Annotated in this window: 17 protein-coding genes; all 17 read left to right on the top strand. The window is 66.4% G+C overall.

What is annotated here, in order from left to right; genetic code table 11:
* The first annotated feature begins 76 nt into the window (after positions 1-76).
* On the top strand, positions 77-784 hold the full coding sequence (trmB, locus tag M2342_RS14235; RefSeq protein ID WP_181560376.1) for a tRNA (guanine(46)-N(7))-methyltransferase TrmB: 708 nt from the start codon (positions 77-79) through the stop codon (positions 782-784).
* Positions 785-942: 158 nt separating this feature from the next.
* Positions 943-1,482, top strand: a complete 540-nt coding sequence (locus tag M2342_RS14230) for a hypothetical protein (protein WP_264579567.1) — start codon at positions 943-945, stop codon at positions 1,480-1,482.
* Positions 1,457-2,800, top strand: coding sequence for a DNA-packaging protein (locus M2342_RS14225; protein WP_264579566.1), 1,344 nt, complete (start codon positions 1,457-1,459; stop codon positions 2,798-2,800). Before M2342_RS14230 ends, M2342_RS14225 begins: the two co-directional genes overlap by 26 nt.
* 106 nt (positions 2,801-2,906) lie before the next feature.
* Positions 2,907-3,614, top strand: a complete 708-nt coding sequence (locus tag M2342_RS14220) for a helix-turn-helix transcriptional regulator (RefSeq protein WP_264579565.1) — start codon at positions 2,907-2,909, stop codon at positions 3,612-3,614.
* A 117-nt stretch (positions 3,615-3,731) separates the two neighbouring features.
* Positions 3,732-4,877 carry a phage portal protein gene (locus M2342_RS14215; protein ID WP_264579564.1) on the top strand — a complete coding sequence of 382 codons (1,146 nt, stop codon included), beginning with the start codon at positions 3,732-3,734 and terminating at the stop codon, positions 4,875-4,877.
* Positions 4,874-5,293 carry an HK97 family phage prohead protease gene (locus tag M2342_RS14210; protein ID WP_264579563.1) on the top strand — a complete coding sequence of 140 codons (420 nt, stop codon included), beginning with the start codon at positions 4,874-4,876 and terminating at the stop codon, positions 5,291-5,293. The genes M2342_RS14215 and M2342_RS14210 overlap by 4 nt, the downstream gene beginning before the upstream one ends.
* An 80-nt stretch (positions 5,294-5,373) precedes the next feature.
* Complete coding sequence (locus M2342_RS14205; protein ID WP_181560371.1) at positions 5,374-6,525, top strand: phage major capsid protein; 1,152 nt, start codon at positions 5,374-5,376, stop codon at positions 6,523-6,525.
* Positions 6,526-6,620: 95 nt separating this feature from the next.
* Positions 6,621-7,160, top strand: coding sequence for a head-tail connector protein (locus tag M2342_RS14200; RefSeq protein ID WP_264579562.1), 540 nt, complete (start codon positions 6,621-6,623; stop codon positions 7,158-7,160).
* An 8-nt stretch (positions 7,161-7,168) separates the two neighbouring features.
* Entirely contained in the window at positions 7,169-7,552 is a 384-nt protein-coding gene (locus tag M2342_RS14195; protein WP_264579561.1) for a DUF3168 domain-containing protein, read from the top strand.
* Positions 7,553-7,612: 60 nt separating this feature from the next.
* Entirely contained in the window at positions 7,613-8,020 is a 408-nt protein-coding gene (locus M2342_RS14190; protein ID WP_264579560.1) for a phage major tail protein, TP901-1 family, read from the top strand.
* The gene (locus M2342_RS14185; RefSeq protein ID WP_264579559.1) at positions 8,017-8,337 is read left to right on the top strand and encodes a gene transfer agent family protein; all 321 of its coding nucleotides are present in this window, start codon (positions 8,017-8,019) and stop codon (positions 8,335-8,337) included. The genes M2342_RS14190 and M2342_RS14185 overlap by 4 nt, the downstream gene beginning before the upstream one ends.
* Positions 8,334-8,543: a phage tail assembly chaperone gene (locus M2342_RS14180; protein ID WP_264579558.1), complete on the top strand. Its 210-nt coding sequence runs from the start codon at positions 8,334-8,336 to the stop codon at positions 8,541-8,543. Before M2342_RS14185 ends, M2342_RS14180 begins: the two co-directional genes overlap by 4 nt.
* Complete coding sequence (locus M2342_RS14175; protein ID WP_264579557.1) at positions 8,536-9,099, top strand: tail tape measure protein; 564 nt, start codon at positions 8,536-8,538, stop codon at positions 9,097-9,099. Before M2342_RS14180 ends, M2342_RS14175 begins: the two co-directional genes overlap by 8 nt.
* 163 nt (positions 9,100-9,262) lie before the next feature.
* Positions 9,263-11,590 carry a DUF2460 domain-containing protein gene (locus M2342_RS14170; protein WP_264579556.1) on the top strand — a complete coding sequence of 776 codons (2,328 nt, stop codon included), beginning with the start codon at positions 9,263-9,265 and terminating at the stop codon, positions 11,588-11,590.
* Positions 11,587-12,402 (top strand): DUF2163 domain-containing protein, encoded by an 816-nt coding sequence (locus tag M2342_RS14165; RefSeq protein ID WP_264579555.1) that lies wholly within the window; start codon positions 11,587-11,589, stop codon positions 12,400-12,402. The genes M2342_RS14170 and M2342_RS14165 overlap by 4 nt, the downstream gene beginning before the upstream one ends.
* A 3-nt stretch (positions 12,403-12,405) precedes the next feature.
* Positions 12,406-12,804: a peptidoglycan endopeptidase gene (locus M2342_RS14160; RefSeq protein WP_264571058.1), complete on the top strand. Its 399-nt coding sequence runs from the start codon at positions 12,406-12,408 to the stop codon at positions 12,802-12,804.
* A gap of 3 nt (positions 12,805-12,807) precedes the next feature.
* Positions 12,808-15,030 (top strand): phage tail protein, encoded by a 2,223-nt coding sequence (locus tag M2342_RS14155; protein ID WP_264579554.1) that lies wholly within the window; start codon positions 12,808-12,810, stop codon positions 15,028-15,030.
* Positions 15,031-15,077 lie beyond the last annotated feature (47 nt).

The following is a 15,077-nucleotide window of genomic DNA, read 5'->3' as shown; positions in this document are numbered from 1 at the left end:
GCGGGCGGATGAAAGTAGGGACCGCGCGCGCCGTCCCCCGTTTCCTCCGGCGACAAAATGATCTAGGCGCACGCGCATGACTGCGCATAAATCAGGCGATCCCACCACGCTCAACCGTCTCTATGGCCGCCAATCCGGCCATAAGCTGCGGCAGGGGCAGCAGGCCCTGGTCGATGAGCTGCTGCCGGCGATCAGCGTGCCCGAGGAGGGCGAGATCACCGCCGAGCGCTTGTTCGGCCCGACCGCCTTTGGCGAGCGGCCGCTGCATTTCGAGATCGGCTTCGGCAGCGGCGAGCATCTGGCCTACCGCGCCGATATGCTGCCGGACCATGGCTTCATCGGCTGCGAGCCTTTCCTTAATGGCGTGGTCGGCGCCTTGGGGCATGTGCGGGACCAGCATCTGGGCAATGTCCGGCTGCATATGGGCAATGCGCTCGAAGTGCTGGCGCGCATCCCCGATGGGGCGCTCAGCTTCGTGTATCTGCTCCACCCAGACCCATGGCCAAAGGCGCGCCATGCCAAGCGGCGGATGATGAACAAGGGGCCGGTCGACATGATCGCCGCCAAGCTGAAACCGGGCGGCGAGTTCCGGTTCGGGACCGATCATCCGATCTACCTGCGCTGGGCGCTGATGGTGATGCGGGACCGCGAGGACTTCGACTGGCTGTGCGATAGCCCGCGCGATTTCCTCAACCGTCCGGGCGGCTGGCCCGAAACCCGCTATGAGGCCAAGGCTCGCAGGCAAGGGCATGAGGTCTGGTACTTCCGGTATCGCCGGAAGTAAAAATAACCATTTAGGTTATTTATTGTTGACATCGTGACGCTCTCTGGTTAGAAGAAGGCATCATCGCAATTCGAATCGCTTGGACGGGCCGCTCATATAGAGCCGGCCTGCTCGTCCCGTGGCGCATTGCGAAGGCTTCTCTCAACAGGATGGTGTTCATGACGCAACGCCCGATTGGTGCGCCGCGACCGCGCATGTCGCGTCCCCGGCGCCCGCGCTGGACGATTCAGCGCCGCCGCCAGTTTCTTGCGGCGCTCGCCGAGACATCCAATGTCAGTGCAGCGGCGCAGGCGGCCTCTATGCACCGATGCACGGCCTATGCGCTCAAGGGGCGCGACCCGGAATTCGCCCGAGCCTGGAAAGAGGCGTTGGAGCAGGGCTATTCCGACCTCGAATTGCATCTGATGCGCCAATCCATCGATGGGACGATGCGAACCGAAACGGTTATCGATGGCGAAACCAAGGCGGTCAAGCAGGTGCGGACGATCCACAGCTATCCACTGACAGTGGCCGTGCGACTGCTGACAGCCCATCGGCAGGAGGTGGAATCCTGGCGGCGCGAAACCGAGGCGGCAATTGGCGCAGGCGATGACCCGGAAGATGTGGACGCGCTGGATGCCGAACTGGAGGCCATTTGCGAGCGGTTCCTCGCGGAGGACGACGGAGAGGAGAATGCTGGGGAGCCGGCAGGTGAATGACGACAGGCTGTCGATGATCGATCGCCTGGCCAGACTGACGCCCGCGCGGCGGCAGCAACTCTTACGGAACTTGTCACTCACCCAACGGCGGCGCTTGATGCAGGCTTGGCGCTTTCGGGCGCGCCCGGCGCAATTGCCGCCGCGGGGCGACTGGTTCACCTGGATGCTCATGGCGGGGCGGGGCTTTGGCAAGACGAGAGCCGGCGCCGAATGGGTGCGGATGGTGGCCGAGGGCGACCCCACCGCGCGCATCGCTTTGGTCGGGGCGAGCCTGCATGAAGCGCGAGCTGTGATGGTGGAAGGTGAGAGCGGGCTGCTTGCCATCACGACGCAGGGCATTGAACCGAAATGGTTTCCTGCCAAGCGCCAGTTGCGCTGGCCGGGTGGGGCGTGCGCCATGCTCTACGGCGCTGCGGACCCGGAAACGTTGCGCGGACCGCAGCACAGCCATGCCTGGGCGGACGAGATCGGGAAGTGGCCGCGCGGAGAAGCGGCGTGGGACAATCTGGCGATGGGGCTGCGTCTGGGCAATCGACCGGCCATCGTCGCGACCACCACGCCGCGCGCCGTGCCACTGGTCCGACGCCTAGCTGCCGATCCGCGCGTGGTGGTGACGCGGGGCAGCACGCAGGACAATCGAGGTGCGCTTCCGCAGAGCTTCCTCGCGGAGATGGAACGCAATTTCGGAGGCACGCGGCTGGGGCGACAGGAGCTGGATGGCGAATTGTTGCTCGATCATGAAGGCGCGCTGTGGACGCGGGCGCTCATTGAGACGTGCCGTTTAACGGGCCCCGTGCTGGAGCGTGGGAATCTGGTGCGGGTCGCGGTCGGCGTTGATCCGCCAGCCAGTGCGGAGGGCGACGCTTGCGGCATCATTGTCGCAGGAATCGATCACGCCGGCACGGCAATCGTGCTGGAGGATGCGAGCGTCGAGCGGGCGAGCCCGCAACGCTGGGCACAGGCTGTAGCGCACGCCGCGGAGCGCTGGGCGGCAGATCGCATCGTGGCGGAAGCGAACAACGGCGGCGAGATGGTGCGTACCGTGCTGCGCGGGGCCGACATGGCCCTGCCGGTCCGTCTGGTTCATGCGGCGCAGGGCAAAGTGGCGCGAGCCGAGCCGATTGCCGCCGCCTATGAGGCCGGTCGGGTCCGCCATGCCCGACCCTTTGCGATGCTTGAGGACCAGGTGTGCGGCTTGTTGATCAATGGACGTTACGAGGGGCCGGGACGATCGCCTGACCGTGCGGATGCCCTCGTCTGGTGCCTGACCGAACTGCTTTTGAAGACCAATCCGCAGGCGCGGGTGCGATCACTCTAGCTTGTCGCTTCACCCCGTTTCGGGAACGATACGGAAGTGCTTGCTATTGGTTGCAAGCAGGCACAGCATGATCGTCCCATGAAGCTGTCCCCAGGAGCTTCCACGGGTGAACGACATTTTGGAGAAGATTGCCGAGGCATCCAGCCTCCCGCTGCTGTGGCGCGGGATGACGCGTTATTATGCGCGCAACGGTTTCGGCGCGGTCAGCTATTATTGGGTGAAAATCGGCACCAACATGCCGGCGACCCTGCCGCTGCAACATGGCTTCTCCAAGAAGGAGGTGGCGCTCTATTGCTCGTTCGACTTCCAGCGGCTGGATATCGTGCCGCGCGCGGCGCTGGCAGCAGGCGTACCCATTCGGTGGCATGAGGTGTGGGGCAATACCGAACTCACGGTAGAGGAGCGCCAGTTTCTGGAGGCCATGCGGCAGATCGATTTCACCGATGGGTTCTCCTTGCCCTGCTATGGCCCCGGCAATCGCAATGGCGTCGTCGGCCTGGGGAGGATCGCGCCGGGTGCGGACCTGAGCGAAGAGCGCATGACCCAGCTGCATTTTGCGGCGCAAGCGGCGCATTTGCGGATCTGCGGCCTTTTTGCGGAGGAAACGGGGCGGGAACGGCAACTCTCGGCGCGGGAAAAGGAGATCCTGCATTGGGTGGCGCGCGGCAAAAGCAACACGGTGATTGCCGACATCCTCCAGATATCGCCGGGAACGGTCGATACCTATATGCGGCGGATTTACGAGAAGCTGGAGGTGTCTGACCGGACGTCTGCCGCCGTCAAAGGTGTGGGGTCGGGCTTGATCGCAGCCTGATCTCCGCGCGATCGCGGGGTTTGCCCCGCATCCACCATCGCGATCCATAAGTGAATCTTGCAGCCGCCAGCCGCGACGCTGGCGGCTTTTTTCGTGCGCGAGCGAGGAGACGATCAGGTGAAATGGTTTGGACGAAAAGCCGCGTCGACACCGACGCGGCCGCCGCTGGCGCGCGCCTGGCTGGGGCTTGGCTGGGCAGGAGCGGGCGACTGGCCGCAAAGCTATGAGGCGCAGCTCAAGGCGGCAGTGATTGCCAACCCGGTGGCGCAGCGTGCGGTGCGGCTGGTGGCGGAGGCGGCGGGAAGCGCGGCGTTGCACGCGGTGGCTGCCAAGGAGGGGGATGCGCAAGCGGCTCTGGCGCTCGTGCAGCGGCGCGTGGCGGGGCAAAGTCTCATCGAGACGCTCGCCGCGCATGTGCTGCTGCATGGCAATGGTTACGCACAGATTGGCCATGGCGCGGATGGTCTGCCCGCGACCCTCTATGCCCTGCGCCCCGAACGGGTGACAATCGAGCAGGATCGCGCCGGTTGGCCGGTGGGCTATCGCTACCGGGCAGGCGAAAGCGAGATGCGCTATGTCAGCGAGGATGCGGCAGGGCGGACTGCGGTCATCCATGTCAAAGCGATCAACCCGGCAGACGATCATTATGGGCTAGGCTGCCTGGAAGCTGCAGCGGGTGCGGTGGCGATCCACAATGCGGCGACGCAGTGGAACAAGGCGCTTCTCGACAATGCGGCGCGGCCATCCGGCGCGCTCATTTATACGCCGGGCGATGGCAGCGTGCTGGCGCCCGAGCAGTTCGCCCGGCTGAAGGCTGAACTGGAAGGCGCATTTCAGGGTGCGGACAATGCGGGGCGGCCGATGCTGCTGGAGGGCGGGCTGAACTGGCAGTCGATGAGCCTTTCCCCGCACGATATGGACTTCGTTGCGCTAAAAGCGGCGGCGGCGCGGGACATCGCGCTGGCCTTCGGCGTGCCGCCCGTGCTGATCGGGATGCCGGGGGACAGCACCTACTCGAATTATCGTGAGGCCAATAAGGCGCTGTGGCGGCAAAGCGTGCTGCCGCTGCTGGCCAAACTGCTCGGCGCGCTCGGGCAGGGGCTGCGCGACTTCTGGCCCGAACTGGTGCTGGAGGTCGATCTCAACCGCTTGCCCGCGCTCGCCGAGGACAGGATGCTGCTGTGGGATCGGATCGAGAGGGCAGATTTCCTCTCGACCGAGGAAAAGCGCGCGATGCTAGGGCTGGACGCCACGCGCGCATGAGCGCCGGGACCGTGCGGTTCGCCGGCTATGCGGCGATCTTCGACAAGATTGATCAGGGTGGCGACATCATTGCGCCGGGCGCCTTCTCGGCCAGCCTCTCCCGCCGTGCTGCGACAGTGCTGCCGTTGCTCTGGCAGCATCGGGCGGGCGCGGTGATCGGCCGGATCGATCATGTCGCGGAGGATGCGCGCGGGTTGCGGGTGATCGGTACGGTCAGCGCGGCCGGGCCAATAGCGGAACAGGCGAAGGTGCTGTTGCGCGATCGCCGGATTGAGGGATTGTCCTTCGGCTATCGCGTGGTGGCGGCGGAGGGCCATCAACCCCGCCGGCTGGATGCGCTCGATCTGGTTGAGGTGAGCCTGGTGACTCACCCGATGCAGCCGCTGGCGCGGGTTCATGCGGTGGAGGCTGGCTGACAGCGCGCGCCGATTTTCTGGATGTTCGAGGGGCCGACTGCGGCCCCTTTTTTTGTTTTTGACCGCAGGAGAATGACGCAATGCAGGACGTGGAAACCAAGAGCCTTGAGGAGAGCTTCGACGCGATCCTGCAGGCAGACCGGCTGACCGGCATGGAAGCCCGGATGGACGCCTTTGACGAGGCGCTGCGCAAGCAGGCCGAGCGGGCGATGGCGCTGGCCGGTCGGCCGCCGCTGGATGGCGCCAAGGGCAGCGATGTCGACCCGGCGCGCGCGGCCTTTACCGACCGCTATCTGCGGCGCGGCATCGAGGCCGGTGTGGAGCTGAAGAGCTTCTCGGGCGCGAGCGGCGGCAGCGGTGGCTATGCGGTGCCGCGCGAGATCGACCAGATGATCGACGCGGCGCTCAAATCGATTTCCCCGATCCGTGCGGTGGCCAATGTGGTGCGTACGGGGTCGGCGGGATATCGCAAGCTTGTGACGACCGGCGGCGTCGTATCCGGCTGGGCTGCCGAGACGGCAGCGCGGCCCGAGACGGCGACCCCCACCTTCCAGGAAATCGCGCCGCCCTCCGGCGACCTTTACGCCAATCCGTCGGCCAGCCAGGCGATGCTGGACGATGCCCAGTTCGATGTGGAGAGCTGGCTCGCCGAGGAAATCGCCCGCGAATTTGGCCGGGCCGAGGGCGCGGCATTCATCAATGGCGACGGGACGAGCAAGCCCAAGGGCTTCCTGACGTATGCCACCACCAATCAGGCGGACAGCGTTCGTCCGTTTGGATCGCTGCAATATGTCGCATCCGGGGCAGCGGGCGGCTTCCCGGCCAGCAATCCGCAGGATCGGCTGATCGACCTCGTCCAGTCGCTGCGGGCGCCCTATCGGCAGGGTGCGGTATTCGTGATGAATGCCGCGACGCTGGCGACGATCCGCAAGTTCAAGACCAGCGACGGCGCGTTCCTCTGGCAGCCGAGCATGATTGCGGGTCAGCCTGCGACGCTGCTTGGGTATCCGGTGATCGAGGCCGAGGACATGCCCGACATCGCCGCCAACAGCCTTTCCATCGCCTTCGGCAACTTCGCCAATGGCTATGTGATCGCTGAGCGCAGCGAGACGAGCATTCTGCGCGATCCCTTCACCAACAAGCCGTTCGTCCACTTCTACGCAGTGAAGCGGATCGGCGGCGCGGTCGCCAACAGCGAGGCGATCAAGCTCATGAAGTTCGCCGCCTCCTGAGGAGGCCCTGATCGGCGAACCGATGAGGGGCGCCATGCCGGTCTCTCCCCGCCGGCATGGCGCCTTTTTCTCATGCTTGAAGGACGGCTGCGATCATGACCGTGACAATCGAGAAGGGTGGGCCGCTCGCGGTGCCGCTTGAAGACCTGAAGCAGTATCTGGGCATCAGCCTTAGCGACGATGATGCTGCGCTCACCGATCTGCTGCGCGGGGCGAGCGAGGCGGCCGAGCAATATCTCGGCCAGATGCTGATCGAGAGGACTGTGACCGAAGTGCGCGGGGCCAGCGGTGCATGGAACCGGCTGACGATGGCGCCGGTCAGCGCGATCAGCAGCATTGAAGGACTGCCGGCGGATGGCGCGGCATTCGTCCTGCCGGTTACGGCCTATGCCATTGATATCGATGGGCAGGGGGTGGGATGGGTGCGAATCCTCAATCCGGGATCGGCCGGACGGGTTCGCGTGACCTATCGTGCTGGCCTTGCCCTCGCCACGGACGATGTGCCCGATGCGCTTCAGCACGCCGTCGTTCGGCTGGCGGGCGAGCGGTATGCGCGACGCGACGGGCTGGAGGGAGACCTGCCGGCATCGGTCGTCGCCCTGCTGCGGCCCTGGCGACGGGTGCACCTCGCATGAGCGGCGAGATGGCAGTGAGGGGGGCGGTGATCGCCGCACTCCGCAACGATGCGGACCTGATGGCGCTGGTCAACCTCGTGAGCAATGGCGAGCCGATCAAGGCGAGCCCGCCCTGGCTTCTGGTCGGCGAGTTGATGTCGACGGGCTGGGGCGCACGGGATGTGACGGGACTGACGCTCCGCTTGCCCATCCAGCTGGTCGTCCGTGGCGATGATCTGGCGCGGGTGACCGCCGTACTGGCGCGCGTGGATGCCGTGCTCGCGGGGATCGACGGCGATCTGGGCGACTGGCGGATCACCAGCTTGCGGTTCGAGAGATCACGCGTCCTGCGCAGCCGCACCGAGTGGCGAGCGAGCACCGACTATGCCGTGCGGGCGGCGCGGCTGAACTGAAGCCCGCACCTCGACTTCGCTCGATGCGAGCGGGATGCGGATATTGAAAGGATCAAGGCGATGGCAGTGGAGAAGGGCAGCGCGTTTTTGCTCAAGATCGGCAATGGCAGTACGCCGGTGAGCTATGCGACGGTGGCGGGGCTGCGCGCCACGCAGCTTTCCGTCAATGGTGAGGCGGTGAATGTCACCTCCAAGGATTCCGGCGGCTGGCGCGACCTTCTGCCGGGCGCAGGGGTGCGCTCCGTGAGTGTGTCAGGCTCCGGCATTTTTACCGGGTCGGCAGCGGAAACGCGGCTGCGCAATCATGTGCTGGTCGGTGCCATCGACGATTATGAACTGAGCTTCGAGAGCGGCGAGAAGCTGCGTGGGCGGTTTCTGGTCACGCGGCTGGACTATGCCGGCGATTATAATGGCGAACGCACCTACACGCTCGCGCTGGAAAGCTCCGGCGCCGTGAGCGCACTATGAGAGGGGCGGTCGCGAACGAGGCGCGCGGGGAAGCCGCGCTCATGGTCAGCGAGCACTGCCTGAGGGTGCGCCCGACCTTTGCGGCGTTGGTCGCTGCCGAGCGCGAGACCGGGCCGTTGCTTGCGCTGGTCGAGCGCGCGGCGGACGGGCGGCTCGGCCTCGCCGAGATGGAAGCTCTGTTGTGGCACTGCCTTGCGGATCGACCCGAGGCGATGGCCCGAGCCGATCTGGGCGACGCGCTGATCGCGCAAGGGGTGGGCGTGGCCTTGCCGGCGCTTCGGGCAATCATGCGGCAGGTCGTGGCTGGCGGGGCATGACGTCGGTCTGCTTTGCGGAGGTCGCGCGCACCCTGGCCGGGCAGGCCGGGCTGTTGCTCGGCTGGCGCCCCGACGAGTTCTGGCGCGCGACGCCGGCCGAACTGGCCGACGCCTTGGCGGTGTTGCGCGATCTGGGCGGCCCCCAGGTCGCGCCGTTCGACCGATCTGGACTGGCCAAGATGATGGAAAGGCATCCCGATGGATGAGGATATGCAAAGCCTGTTCGCGCCGATGGGCAGCGACATGGCCCGCTTGCGCGAAGATGCGAGCGGTCTGCGCGACGAGCTGGATTTACTGAGCGCAGGCGCGGAACGAGCGAGCCGCACCATCGAGGCGGGGCTGCTGCGTGCTGTGCGGACGGGGCGGATCGGCTTTGAAGATCTCGGCAAGATCGCGCTGTCCGTCATGGACCAGATTGCCCGTGCGGCGGTTCGTAACGGCCTCGAGGCCGTCCTTGGCGGCGGAGGCTCTTCCGGGCTCATTGGGTTGGGAACGAGCCTCCTCACCGGTGCGCTTGGGTTGCCCGGCCGGGCAACGGGCGGCCCGGTGGCGCCAGGGCGTGCCTATCTCGTCGGCGAGCGCGGGCCGGAGGTGTTCGTGCCCACGAACAGCGGCCAGATTTCACCCGGCATCGGCGGGCAGGGGGGACGAGACGTGCGCGTGTCGATCACCGTCAATGGCAGCGGCCAGGAGGCGCCGCGCGCGCTGGCGCGCAGTGCGCGTCAGGTGGCGCGGGCGGTGCGTGGGGCGCTCGGGGATTAGGCCTTTTTCGCGTCCATGACTGTGTCTCGACTTGAGCCGAGAGGCTGAAGTTTACCCTGAGCGCCCGCCTGCGGGCGGTCGAAGGGCTCGACACAAACGGGCGGGGGCGGGTGGGATCGCCCGCCGAAATGGCTGCTCTCGATATCAACAAAGGATAACCCCGATGGCCTACTGGCTGGCGACCGAGAGGCGCAATCAGGAGAGCGGCGTGGTCAAGCGCTTCTCGCCACCTTTCTGGACCGTCAATTTCCCACGGCCGATGACGGCCTCCGTCGTGACGGTCGGGGATGATGGATTGCGCGTCGATGCGGTGTTCCATGGCTCGGGCGACCTTGCCGGGCTGATCTGGGAATCGGCTGATGTATGGGACCATCCGCTGCTCCGTTATGAGACGCGACGGGATTATCGTGGCTGCACCTTGCGGTTCCGCTGGCGGAGTGCTGGGGTCAAGCCGCTCGATGCCATTCAGGGCCCGACGTTGACGCTTGAGGGGCGGGATGCGGCCGGCAATGCGCGCGCCTGGTATGTGCGGCTCTGGAACTATGCGGAAGGCAGTCCGGAGGATGCGGTCGTCACCCTCGACTTCGACGCGTTGGTCGGAGGCTTTGCCTTGCCCGCCGATGCGGATCCGGTGGATGCGCGGGATATCGACCGCCTGTTCATCTCCATCGTCCAGACCGATTATGATGAGGGAGAGACGACCTTTCCTGACGCCCGCGAAGGCTGGGTGGAGGTCAGCGAGATGATTTGCGAGGGGGCAGGATCGGTCATCGCCATGGGCGATCCGATGCTGCCGGAGCATGGGCTGTCCATCGCCGGCGGCTATGATGATGCGTACAACCAGACGCCCGAGCGCTTGCTGCGGCAGGTGCTGGCGCTCGGCTATCGCGGCGCGATCAATCATTATGTCGGGATGAGCCACTATATGCGGCTCGCCCCTGAGGGCAGCGATTTCCGCGTGACGCTGGCGGGCGGTGCGCTGGCGACGCCATGCCGGCGCTGGCACGAGGATTTCGCGGCGCGCTGCAATGCGCTGGGGTTCGGGCTGATCCTGTCGCTCTCTTACGAGCTGTTCGATGCCTATTGCCCACCTGAGTGGAAGCAGCGGGCGTGGGACGGAGCGCCCGCGCTGACAGGGTGGACGCCGCCCTCCGCCCTGCTTTCGCCAGCCAATGCCGCGGCTAACGACTATTTGCGTGCGGTGGCGCGGGCCTTTGCGGGCATCGCGCGGGATGCCGGGCTAGCGGTGCGTTTCCAGATCGGCGAGCCCTGGTGGTGGGTGATGTCGGATGGGCGACCCTGCCTGTACGACGATGCCGCCCGCGCTGCGTTCGGGAGTGCCGCCGTGGAAATTCCGACGGTTCGCGATACGCTCGACAGCGGGCAGATGGCTTTGTTGGATGCGGCTGGCGCTCTGCTGGCCACTTCGACGGCGGGCGTGGCGGATGCCGTGCGCGCGGAGACGCCGGGCGCCGAGCTTCTTCTGCTTGTCTATCTGCCGAGCGTGCTGGACCCTGAGGCGCCGGAGCTCAAACGCGCGAACGTGCCGACAGGCTGGGCCGCGCCGGCTTTCGACCGGTTGCAGATCGAAGATTATGACTGGGTGACCGAGGGCCGAACCGCCCGCTCAGCCGCAGGGCGCGCCGCGATGGACGCGCGCCTGGGCTATCCGCCAGATGAGCAGCATTATTTCGCCGGATTTTTGCCGGCTGGCTCCACCGATGAGTCAACGCAGATCGGCTGGGACCGGATCGCCGCAGCGGCAGATGCTGCGCGAGCGCGCGGCCATGCCGCCACCTTCATCTGGGCGCTGCCCCAGGTCGCGCGGGACGGCTTTACCTATTTCCAGCTTTCAGGAGATGCGGACGTGCAGCATTTCGACGACCTCGCCTTTCCGCTCGACATCGGCAATCGCGCGCAGGTGGCGCCGGCTTTCTCGACGCGGATCGTGGAGAGCGTGTCCGGCCACGAGCAGCGCAGCACGCAATGGGCTGACGCGAGGCTGCAGTTCGATGCGGGGCCGGGGGTGCGATCCGAGGCGGATATCGCGACGCTCATCGCCTTTTTTCGGGCTCGACGCGGTGCAGCTCGGGGGTTTCGGTTCCGCGATCCGTTCGATCATGCGTCCGGCCCGTTCGGCGTTGCGCCGGGGCCGTTTGATCAGTGGATCGGAACGGGCGATGGCGTGACGACCAGCTTCCAGTTGCGCAAGAATTACGGGGTGAATGATCCCCAGCAACGGCGGATCACGCGGCCCGTCGCAGGGAGCATCAGGGTTGCGGTGGATGGGGTCGAGCGGTTTGCCGGCTGGTCTCATCCGGGCATGGGGGAGATCGCGTTCGATGACCCGCCGCCCGAGGGCGCGGCGGTGACGGCGGGCTTTGTCTTCGAGGTGCCAGTGCGCTTTGCCGAAGACCGGCTGGATATCGACCGAGAGACGTTTGCGGCGGGCATTGTCCCGTCCGTCCCCCTGATGGAGGTGCGTGAGTGAGCGCTGCGGCGATCCTGAGCAAGCCGCTTTGCGCGCTCGCTTTTTGCTGGCGGTTGGAGCGGCGGGATGGCGTAACCATCGGCCTGACCAGCCATGATCGAGGCCTGCGGGCGCACGGCCTGCGTTATGCGGCAGCACCCGGGATCACGCCGAGCGCCATCGTGCAGGGTGGCAACGACCCGGACCTGACGGACTTGCAGGGCGCCATCAGCAGCGCGGCCATCAGTGAGGTCGATCTCGATGCCGGGCGCTGGGACGGCGCGACACTGCTCCTGCATCTCACCGAATGGACCGAACCGGGGGTGCTCTGGCTGGAACTTGCGCGCGGCGAACTGGGAAGCATCGAGCGGCGCGGCGGCGCTTATTCGGTGAGCCTGCGGTCCACGCTTGCTGCGGCGCTCGAGCGACCGGTCGCGCCGGTGACCAGCGCCACCTGCCGGGCGACGCTGGGGGATGCGGACTGCCGGATCGATTTGCGACGGCATCAGCAGATCGTCGCGGTTGGTGCCGTGGCGGATGACCGCGTTGCGTGCGGTGGCCTGCTGGCTGGGGTGTATCCCTTCGGCTCGTTGCGCTGGCTGGAGGGGCCCAATTGCGGCCTCCTGCAGACCATTGTCGATCAGGAGGCGGGGGGCGTTTTCTTGGCGGAACCGCCGGTGTTCCCGGTGGCAGCAGGCACGCGCGCGCTGCTGACGCAGGGGTGCGACAAGCGCCTCGCGACTTGTGCGGCGCGGTTCGGCAATGCCGTCAATTTCCGCGGGGAGCCGCATCTGCCCGGCATGGACCTGCTGACGCGCTATCCCGGGAGCTGAGTGATGGACGTTGGCAAACGAATGGCGGCCGAGGCCTTGGCTTTGGTCGGCGTGCCCTTTCGGTTGCACGGGCGCAGCATGGAAACGGGGGTGGATTGTGTCGGCCTGGTTGCGCTTGCGGCGCGGCGGGCCGGAATTCCTGTTCCCACGCTCCCCACCTATAAGCTGAGGGGCATGGGGCAGGCGAGGGCGGTGCGGAACCTCGCGGCATGCGGCCTCTCACCGGTGCCGGAGATGGCCGAGGGCGCCGTGCTGCTGGTCGATAGCGGTCCGATGCAGTTGCATCTGATGATCGTGACGCGGGGCGGTCATGTCCATGCTCATGCCGGACTGGGCAAGGTGGTGCTGATGCCGGGGCCATCGCCCTGGCCGGTGCTGGGCGCGTGGCAATTTCAGGAGTAGCGCATGGCGACATTGGTTCTCACCGCCGTGGGCAGTGCCCTTGGCGGAACGTTCGGCGCTGTGGGCGCGGCGGTTGGCGGCGCGGTCGGCGCGCTCGCCGGGCGGTCTGTCGACGCCCTGATTTTTCGACCAAGCGGGCGGACAGGGCCCCGGCTGAACGACCTTCAGGTCCAGACATCCCGTTACGGCGCGGCGATCCCGCGCATCCACGGAACGATCCGCGTCGCGGGGACGGTGATCTGGGCCACGGACCTTCAGGAGAGCAAATCGACCAGCGGTGGAGGCAAGGGCAGCCCAAGCGTCACGACTTACAGCTATTCAGCGAGCCTGGCTGTTGCCCTTTCCTCACGGCCTATTCTCGGCATCGGGCGCATCTGGGCGGACGGCAATCTGCTTCGTGGTGCAGTGGGGGATTTCAAATCGCCGCTCACGGCATTTCGGCTGTATCTGGGCGGACCGGACCAGATGGTGGACCCGCTGGTGGCGTCCGCAGTGGGCGTGGCGCAATGCCCTGCTTATCGTGGCTGCGCTTATGTCGTGTTCGAAGGGCTGCAGCTGGCGGACTTCGGCAACCGGATTCCCTCGCTGACGTTCGAAGTGATCGCTGATGCCGAACCAGTGGCCCTGCCGGCGATTGCCACCGACCTTGCCGGACGCACCGTCAGTCATGCCGGTGAGGGCGATCCTGCGCGCCTGCTGGGCTTCGCTGCAGAAGGCGCTGTGGAGGAAGCGATGCGCGACATCGTCTCGCTGCACGACGTGCGATGGACAGAGCGCGAGGGGGAGCTCGCGCTGAGCAGCGGGACGCCGTCGAGCCATGTCATCGATCCGGTCACCGCCGTGCGCAGCATCGATGGCGAGAAGCAAGCCGAGCCTCAGCATGTCCGCACACCGATCGAGACGGTGGCTGCCCGGCTGGCGATCCGTCACCACGACCCGGCTCGCGACTATCAGCTTGGCTTGCAGACCGCGTTGCGGGCGGGGCCGGGGATGCGCAGCGAGGAAATCGACTTGCCGGCCGCGATGGGCGCGGACAATGCCCGGCGCCTGGCCGACCGGAAGTTGCGCAATGCGCTCCGGCGGCGCCGAAGTGTCAATATCGGCACTGGTTGGAGCGCGCTGGACCTTGGTCCGGGCGATCTTGTGACGGTCGCGGGCGAGCCGGGGCAGTGGCTCGTCGAGACGACGGAATGGGATGACATGGCCGTCAGGCTCAGCTTGCAGGCTTTTGAGAGCGGCACGCGGGCCATCGCAGGCGCAGGGGCCTCCGGGGAGCCGGTCCGTCAGCCTGACCTCGTCCAGGGGCCGACCAGTCTGACGATTGTGGAGTTGCCGGGTGACGGGACTACGATTTCCACGAGCCCCGTCCTTGCGGCAGCGGCGTGCGGTACAAATGCCGGGTGGCGGCGCGCAGCCCTCTTTCGCTATGATCCGGTCCTGGAGATTGCCGAGCCTATTGGCAGCACAGCGCCGCGCGCCGTGATGGGCCGCACTGTTGGCGCGCTGCCTCCGGGCGCGCCGTGGCGGATGGACCTTTCCAGCAGCATTGAGATCATTCTCGACGATCCCGGCGATGTGTTGACCGGGGTGGGGGACGATCTTCTGCTCGGCGGCGCGAACATCTGCCAGATTGGAGAGGAACTGCTGCAATTTGGTCAGGCGGACGCGCTCGGGCCGGGGCATTATCGTCTGTCGCGGCTCGTTCGCGGGCGCATGGGCACCGAATGGGCCATGACTGGGCACGATGCGGGCGAACGGTTCGTGCTGATCGACCGCGAGCGGCTGGCGCCGATCCCGGTAGAGCAAAGCGCGGTTGGAACGACGCTGACTCTGAGGGCAATCGGCAGCGGGGACAGTACGCCCGCGCAGGACAGCCTTTTGATCGACGGCCGCGCTTTGATGCCTCTTTCGCCGGTGCACGGGCGGCACACGACTTTGGCCGGTGGTGATGTTGAGATCAGTTGGGTTCGCAGAAGCCGGCTTGGCTCGGCATGGATCGACGGCGTGGATGCGCCCCTCGGGGAGGAGCGGGAGGCTTATGCGGTCAGTGTCGTCGCAGACGGAGTGACATTGCGGCGATGGGAAACGACGCTCCCGTCCTGCGTCTACGCGGCGAGTGACGTTGCGGCCGATCTCGCGGCCGCGGCCTTGGCTGGCATGCAGATCGAAGTGAGGCAGTTGGGAAGCTGGGGAGCGGGGCGAGCGCTCGTCATTCCCTGGCCCTGACTTATCCGCGTCTCCGCGCGCGATTCCCCACATGAGAAGGATAACGA

This window comes from Sphingobium sp. B8D3A (genome assembly GCF_025961995.1).
Lineage (GTDB): Bacteria > Pseudomonadota > Alphaproteobacteria > Sphingomonadales > Sphingomonadaceae > Sphingobium.
This window is presented reverse-complemented; position numbering and strand designations above follow the sequence as displayed.